The sequence below is a fragment of the Rhizobium moroccans genome (genome assembly GCF_057559155.1).
The window spans coordinates 8,289-14,767 of sequence record NZ_JBHFJG010000033.1; the positions used below are offsets into that span (position 1 = coordinate 8,289).

General features: G+C 58.5%; 5 protein-coding genes and 1 pseudogene. 3 read left to right on the forward strand and 3 right to left on the reverse strand.

Annotated elements, in window-relative coordinates; translation table 11 throughout:
• From ACE04I_RS16705 to ACE04I_RS16715, 3 genes are all read right to left on the reverse strand, one after another.
• Positions 1-1,091: RHE_PE00001 family protein (locus ACE04I_RS16705; RefSeq protein WP_487207305.1), on the reverse strand; the 1,091-nt coding region annotated here is incomplete at its 3' end.
• Positions 1,092-1,298: 207 nt separating this feature from the next.
• Complete coding sequence (locus ACE04I_RS16710; protein ID WP_487207306.1) at positions 1,299-2,546, reverse strand: type II toxin-antitoxin system HipA family toxin; 1,248 nt, start codon at positions 2,544-2,546, stop codon at positions 1,299-1,301.
• Positions 2,539-2,874, reverse strand: coding sequence for a helix-turn-helix domain-containing protein (locus ACE04I_RS16715; protein WP_046793662.1), 336 nt, complete (start codon positions 2,872-2,874; stop codon positions 2,539-2,541). The genes ACE04I_RS16710 and ACE04I_RS16715 overlap by 8 nt, the downstream gene beginning before the upstream one ends.
• Positions 2,875-3,105: 231 nt before the next feature.
• Between ACE04I_RS16715 and ACE04I_RS16720 the strand changes: the two are divergent.
• The 3 genes and pseudogenes from ACE04I_RS16720 to ACE04I_RS16730 all read left to right on the forward strand — a co-directional run bounded on the left by ACE04I_RS16720 (position 3,106) and on the right by ACE04I_RS16730 (position 6,139).
• Positions 3,106-5,463, forward strand: a pseudogene (locus ACE04I_RS16720) (hypothetical protein).
• Positions 5,464-5,493: 30 nt separating this feature from the next.
• Complete coding sequence (locus ACE04I_RS16725) at positions 5,494-5,826, forward strand: type II toxin-antitoxin system RelE/ParE family toxin (protein ID WP_487207307.1); 333 nt, start codon at positions 5,494-5,496, stop codon at positions 5,824-5,826.
• Positions 5,816-6,139 (forward strand): helix-turn-helix domain-containing protein, encoded by a 324-nt coding sequence (locus tag ACE04I_RS16730; RefSeq protein ID WP_487207308.1) that lies wholly within the window; start codon positions 5,816-5,818, stop codon positions 6,137-6,139. The genes ACE04I_RS16725 and ACE04I_RS16730 overlap by 11 nt, the downstream gene beginning before the upstream one ends.
• Positions 6,140-6,479 lie beyond the last annotated feature (340 nt).

Here is a 6,479-nt window from a genome sequence, read left to right on the forward strand (position 1 = left end):
AGGCCCAGCTCCGAAACGATCCGCCGCGCCGCCTGCGGCGTGACGTCCAGCGTCTTGGCTACCATCCCGGCCGACACCAATGGTTTTGCCATCACCAGCTCGACCAGCTCCGGCAATTTCGACGATGTTCGCCGTCCGTCCAGTTTTCGCTCGAACATTGTTTTCGCAAGCGTCAGCCGGTCATGCTCTTTCATGCCAATCTCGGCGGCTGCCAAAAGGGCTTGGGTTATGGCAAGCAAACGGATCTCGCGATCACGACTGCGGCGCCGATCGACGGGGATGGTTTTGAGGCCGAGATTGATGGCCGCGAGATGCGCGCCGGCGGTGACGCCGGCCTGGCGCAGGATGGAAGCGGCAAACAGTCGGCCGAGCCAGGGCGCGTGCTGCAGGACTTGCAAAGAATTCCAGGCATCGAGGGCGACGATCGCCTGCAGCACCGCCGGCAGATTTTCGGCCTGGCGCAGCACGCCGCACCATTCATCAAGTCGGGCATCCTCGTCCCAGTCGAGATCATAGATCATCGGATCTTTTTCCGATGTCCGGCTGCCGCCGGCGTGGCCGGGCCGTGTCGCGTCCATGATCGCGGCCGACGATCGGGCCAGCGTCGCATCGATGGCCGCCAGGTCGACGCCGGGGAGATCGTCGACGTCATCGACATTCTCCCCCTCCCCTTCCACCTCGATCGGCCCCGCGGGTCGGATGCCGCGGGCTGGCTCCACCGCCTCAGTGCTGGGCGAGGCGATCTCCGACGTTTGGCGGAGCGTGCGAATACCTTCTGGCGATAGTGCCCAATCCGGGAACTGGCCAGAAATCCGTCGGCGGGTGCGCAGCACGTCGCGGGCGATGGTGAGTTCGTGGGTGGGGGTGCGGGTATCGCGAAGGGCGTCGTGGAGGACGAGGTCCTCGAGATGGACGAGTTCGCCGTCGATCCACAACGAGGCGCAGGCGTCGGCGAAATTTTGCCGCTCGAGGAAGCCGGCGCCGACGTGTGAGCGAGCAATGCGTTCGTCGAGACGGGTCAAGGCGACACCGGCGTCAAAAGCCGGCCGCATCAGGGCTGTCGTGCTGATTTTCGCGAGATCGTAAGCCATTGAAATCGTGGTAAATGATTTGTTAAAGGAATGCTATCTCGGAGTTACCATTCCTCACTCTTTATGATGCACTAGGCCACGCCTAACCATCGATAAGTATCGGTTATCGATGGTTACGTCTTTATCAATCATTTATTCTTTGAATAAGCTTTGGTAGCCGTGGACTCATTTGGAAAACACCCGGTTAAATCTAGCTCGTCGTCTTCGTTACAGCGCAGACGCTCGCTTCAGGTCGTCATGCTCGAATGCACTTGCCATACGATTGATTTCGCTGCTTCGCGCTCCGGCTGCCCTGGCGGTCTCACGCCAAGTCGCGGTGACCGTTGCAACCTCCTTGATGATGGTTCGTGCCTGGGCCAGCGTCAGCGCAAAATATTCTGATGCAGCCTGCAATAGATCGAGGGAGCAGGTGCCTTCGTCCAGATCTATGTTGGTCGTCAGCACCCGTGCCTTAAGATCGCTCGGAACGGGGTTGAGATCGTAGGCCGGCGAAAGCGACCAGCCGGCTCTGCCCAGCCATAGAAATCCGTGGTTGCGCAGATGATCGTCGACGTTGGAGATCAACACGTTGAAAACCACGCGCCGATAGAGAGCGTGCGCGTCGGTCTTCCCTTGCGCTCCGCGCTCCGCGAGTGCATCGACAATTTCGGGATAACTGCCGCGCTCGCCATCCCTGGCACCCATCATCGCCATCGCTGACAGAAACGGAATGCGGATGGCCCCGTTCCGGTCGAAGCGTCGAGACAACATGACGGCTTTGCCAGCCACTTCGATGAGCTCGTGTTGCGGAGTGGCGATGCCGGCCTGGTCAGCAAGCCGGAGGGCGATCTCCTCCCAGGTCTCCATACTGTATTCGTCGGTCTCTTTCGGAAACTTAGCAATGGAAAGATGGCCATGCTGATCGATGACCGAAGCTTTCGGGCGGGCGCCGCCCAATGACGAACCGGGAGCGAAAATGAGCTGCAGGTCTTCGTCTGTCTCTTCATCACGCAAAATGCGCTCGGTGATCTGCAGAAGCCGACCAAGCTCGATGACGGCCGGGACGCCAGTTTGGATGGGAGCCTGGAAGATCTCCTCCCCGACCCACCGGAATCGAAGCGCGCCGAGACGAGTTTCGTCGGCAACCCCCAGCAGGTAGTCACTTTCGGCGAGGGTGCGAACAGCTCGCGCCTCGCGTTCCGCGTTGCGACGCTCGGCGCGTTGCATGAGCCGTCGTCCCCAGGTGTCGGGGGCGGAGTCGCCGATAGATCCGAACGTTGCCAATCCTGCCGGCGGAGCAAAGGCCCCACGGGTCAATGCAATCGCGGGTTCCAACGAGAACCGATCAGGATCCTTCAGCCAGGCATCGTCATACTCGAACAGTATGGTCTCGGAACCGCGGATACGATTGCTCCTCGCAAGACCAATTCTGCGGGTCTCCCCACCAAGATCGATATGAACTTCGAAGTCAGCCATCGCGAGACAATCCCGATGCCGACTTCAGGCGAACGCGCTTCGGCAGATCGGCAGTGGCAAGTGCCTGGCCGACACTGTCGTTGCTGATGTCAGCAACCTTGGTCAGCCCGTCGAGTAGCCCTAACGCTAGGAGAACGCCCGCATAGATTCCGATGCTGACATTCGTGTCGCCCGCCTCGATCTTTTGCAGCGTGGAGCGCGAGGTAAAGGCTCGCTCTGCCACCACTGCCATCGGCAGCTTACGTCGGCGCCGGGCATCCTGGATATCGGCACCGAGCTTTCGCAAAGCCCGCCTAACGGCTACCGATGGCTGATGGGGGGTAGGCATATGGGACCTTCGCGCTACAGAATTCGCCTTTATGTAGCACGAAGCTCACAATAGTTCTAGTACGGCGTACTGCTCCGTCAGAAGGGTAGCCTGTGCGTGTGAATGCTTCACTGGGCCTTTGCGACATCCGGTCACCTGCCTACCTGTTCGCTCTGGACGTTACATCCTTTGTTAAACGAGAGCTTCTATTTCGGCTCGCCCTCGGCATTGGGGCCGAGAAGGAAAATTAGCATGCCGAAACAAGATATTGCCTCACGTCAGTTTCAACGAAAAATCTCGGAATTCTGTAATGTGCGCATCGCACCGTGCACATCCAAACGGGCCTTGGAGAGTATAAGGCCCTACCTGAGAAGCCTAATCATTTATCGCAAGTCACCGCCCTTGCTGAATGGCCGCATCAACTGGACGGCCATTGCGGATGCCTGCGGGATCGAAGACGACCTGACACCGGAGCTGAAAAAGCAACTCCGCGCCGGCCTCGACGCCATCATCCGCTGGCTCGGCGCGCCAGTGGCCCCGGACGACGTTCGACCGTCAGCACCAAAAACCAAATCGACAAAATTTGATATGCGCGCGCCAACGTCGACCACATCGTCCACGCGCAAGCAGCGACGGATGAGCAGCGACGGAACCACGGTTCAACCCGCTTCAGCGCAGCGAGGTCCACAACCAAAACCGATCCAGGAATTCCCGGAACCGTTATTCGAGGCGACGGATGATCCTGAAAGCTTCCAGGACGCCCTCGTTTATCACATGCGCCGGTTCGGCGACAGCTACTGGCAGCTCTATCGCGCGATCGTTCGCCTAGGAGAGACCTTCGACGAAAAGACCCTGTTGTCGTGGATCCAGGGCGAACGTGCACCAAGGTCCATTGCTAGTTTCGATATCCTCTCCCGCATCGAGCGACGCTACCAACTCGCGGAAGGATATTTCAAGGAGAAGCTGCCGCACCAATCGCGATCACTGCACGGTCATGATCTCGGTGACATCACCCCCGCCGAGCGGAGAAGACTGGCTTGGCACCTGCCCGATAACTTTGGCAGCCTCCCGTTTTCGAAGCGAGAGGAAATACTCGACTGGGTGCGTCGAGTCATCATCTCCGGCTCGACCGATTATCGCCGCTACCAAGCCGCCGCCAGCAAGCAGCGTTATGCCATCCGCTTTCCGGGTGTCACCTATGGTGGAGGCTCCTTATCTCCCCGGTCGTCCCTTCTCGCCACTAGCACCAGTAGCAGCGCGGAGAATTCCATCGAGGATCCGGACCTGCTTTCCGGCGTGGCCGACGCACCGCCTCGGCTGGCGATGGAAATGGCGGACCTGATCCGCTTTAAGACGTCGACGCTGACGGCGATTGGTTTCCAGCGCAACGGCGTCTGGGGCGAGGAAACGGCATCGCAGAAGATCGAGCATCTCGGGCTCATGTTCGGCGCGCTCGCCGCTTCGCCTGCCGGCATCGTCAAAGGCCGCGGTATCCCGCTCAGCCAGTTGACATTCGGCCTGCTGATCTTTCCAGGCGTCTGGGACTGGTATTTGCAATGGCGTGAGCAGCGGCGTGGCTTCTACACCAATGGGAAGAGGACATGCTGATGGTGGCACAAGCTCTTACCCGGGCGGAGGTCGGCTGGATCCGCCAGCACCCGGAGCTTCTGAAAAATGTCCGGCCGATCGAAGGATTGATCGCACCGGAAGAGATCGAGTTCGCGGCGCGCGACTGGCACGGCGCTTGCGATGCGTTTCACCGTCATGCCGCCAATCGTTCCAAAGAAATCCAGCGGGTCATGCGTGTCCATCGCGATCCATTCGAACCCATCATGTGCGTCCCTCGAAGCCGACAGCCCTCTTGCGGAATATCGCAAGATCGCCGATGAGATCTTGAAGCGTATGCCAGATGACGACCGCTATCCACGATCGGCGGCGGAGGCAGTCCGCTCTTTCCTGATGCTTCGGCTCGGGCTGCACTTAGGGCTACGGCAGAAGAACCTCCGCCAGCTTCGCGTGTGCCCGCGTGGCCATTTTCCGACTTCCGAACGCCGGCTGGAAGACATGAAATGTGGCGAGCTGCGATGGAGCGATCGCGAGCGCGGCTGGGAGGTGCTGATCCCATCGGTCGCCTTCAAGAACTCAGGCTCGTCCTTCTTCGGACAAAAACCATTCCGGTTGATCCTGCCGGACCTACTCGATCTCTACAAATACCTCGAGGCCTATATTGGTCGCCACCGCAGTGTGTTGCTCGGCCCGGCAAAGGATCCCGGCACGCTGTTCGCCAAAACAGTGAAAACAACCAGCCTGGATGCGGCTTACGATTCCACCAAGTTTTACGAAGCCTGGCGGACCGTGATCCAGCGCTACGGTATCTATAACCCGTATACAGGTCGTGGTGCCATCAAAGGCCTGCTGCCGCACGGCCCGCATAATCTTCGGGATATTCTGGCGACCCATATCCTCAAGCAAACCGGATCTTACGAACAGGCAAGCTACGCGATCCAGGACACGCCGGACGTGGTGCAGCAGCACTACGGACGTTTCCTGCCTCAGGACAAGGCCGCGCTTGCTGCCCGAATTCTGAATCAGGTATGGGAGGCTGCATGATGGATATAGCACTTAGTGCTATAAAAGTAGATGTCAGAACGAGTGTTCAAAACAGCGTGGTTTACCAAAGCGGCAAAGAAGGCGCGGAAGGCAATCCATCAGCCTTGGACAGCCGACGATCTCGGCGGTGGCGTCTTCAAGAAGCGGCTCAACGACAACATGCATCGTTCAATCGTTCTGGTAAAGACCGGAGAGTTCTGGGTGTTCGCCTATCTCTTCGCCAAGAAGGATCGGGTGAACATCGATGATAACGAACTTCTAGCGTTCCGGAAGCTCGCAGACCTCTACCGTCGCAAGACGAAAGCCGACCTGGAAGCGGAAATCGTGACCGGTGCCCTGTTGGAGATTGACCATGGCGACTAAACGCAAGTTCAAAAGCGATGCCTTCGAGGCGATCCATAGCGCTGTCGAAGGCATGTTTGCGGCTGGGACCATCGACAAGGAAACGATGCGGACCTTCGATGAAGATTGCCTTGTGATCCCGCAGGAACTGACGCCTGACGAGATCAAGGCGCTCCGCGAGAACAACCATGTAAGCCAGCCGGTGTTTGCCCGTTATCTGAACACGAGCCAGTCGACGGTCCAGAAATGGGAAACGGGGGCTAAACGGCCGAGCGGGCCTGCGCTTAAGCTCCTGTCGCTCGTGCAAAAGCACGGGCTGCAGATGTTCTCATAACGGGACCGCCCAGTCGGTGCGTAAAATTCCGAACTCTCGAACAGAAGTATAACTGCCCGACAGTAGTGCTTATCTGAGGCGCGATGGCCAATCACACGGCCATCTAAACTTACCTGCCCCATCCGAGGATGGAGAAGGCTCGGTCTGGGGCGCCGTGCCACAACGCTCAGGTTGTTTTTCATTTTCTGAGCAACCTCTAAGAACTCACCGCATTATTCGTTAGTCCAGATAGATCAATATTCAATTCTTTCATAACGTCGGATCCATGAATTCCGGTGGTAGACGGCGAATCGCCTTTGCCCTATCGATGGGATATGAAATCGAGCCTCGAACATCTGCC

Bases quoted from the DNA above. Each gene is read 5' to 3' on its own strand.
- ACE04I_RS16710 (WP_487207306.1), bottom strand. From the start codon at position 2,546: ATGGCTGACTTCGAAGTTCATATCGATCTTGGTGGGGAGACCCGCAGA.
- ACE04I_RS16715 (WP_046793662.1), bottom strand. From the start codon at position 2,874: ATGCCTACCCCCCATCAGCCATCGGTAGCCGTTAGGCGGGCTTTGCGA.
- ACE04I_RS16725 (WP_487207307.1), top strand. From the start codon at position 5,494: ATGTCAGAACGAGTGTTCAAAACAGCGTGGTTTACCAAAGCGGCAAAG.
- ACE04I_RS16730 (WP_487207308.1), top strand. From the start codon at position 5,816: ATGGCGACTAAACGCAAGTTCAAAAGCGATGCCTTCGAGGCGATCCAT.